Origin of the sequence: Escherichia sp. E2661, assembly GCF_004745185.1 — a bacterium.
In the GTDB taxonomy this organism is placed as follows: domain Bacteria; phylum Pseudomonadota; class Gammaproteobacteria; order Enterobacterales; family Enterobacteriaceae; genus Escherichia.
The window spans coordinates 1-607 of the sequence record NZ_PDIG01000049.1 but is presented as its reverse complement, the minus strand read 5'-3'; the positions used below and the strand labels follow the sequence as shown (position 1 = coordinate 607).

Here is a 607-nt window from a genome sequence, read left to right as displayed (position 1 = left end):
GTTAGAGCACATCACTCATAATGATGGGGTCACAGGTTCGAATCCCGTCGTAGCCACCAAATTCTGAATCTGTCGAATAGATTCGGCAAATTCAAAAACAAATTTGTTGGGGTATCGCCAAGCGGTAAGGCACCGGATTCTGATTCCGGCATTCCGAGGTTCGAATCCTCGTACCCCAGCCAATTTATTCAAGACGCTTACTTTGTAAGTGCACCCAGTTGGGGTATCGCCAAGCGGTAAGGCACCGGATTCTGATTCCGGCATTCCGAGGTTCGAATCCTCGTACCCCAGCCACATTAAAAAAGCTCGCTTCGGCGAGCTTTTTGCTTTTCTGCGTATATTCAATGCCGAATATGATGCTGACACGTCTTATCCTAAAATGTCGGATGCGACGCTGGCGCGTCTTATCCGACCTACGGGGAGCGCANGTGTAGGCCGGATAAGGCGTTACTGCCGCATCCGGCAAGGTGTCCAAATGGCAACCAACGCTTTATACCGTTCTGGACTTCACCCGCTAACCAACGAGCCGCAGCAATAACCCCCTGCCCCAGAGACAAGCCGCCATCACCCGCCGGTAAACTCTGCGGAAAGAGCAACGTGAAATCTG

At 51.7% G+C, this 607-nt stretch carries 2 tRNA genes; both read left to right on the top strand.

What is annotated here, in order from left to right:
- The first annotated feature begins 107 nt into the window (after positions 1-107).
- A tRNA-Gln gene (locus CRI63_RS23550) sits at positions 108-182 on the top strand.
- Between the two features lie 37 nt (positions 183-219).
- Positions 220-294 (top strand) — tRNA-Gln (locus CRI63_RS23545).
- The last annotated feature ends 313 nt before the right edge of the window (positions 295-607 follow it).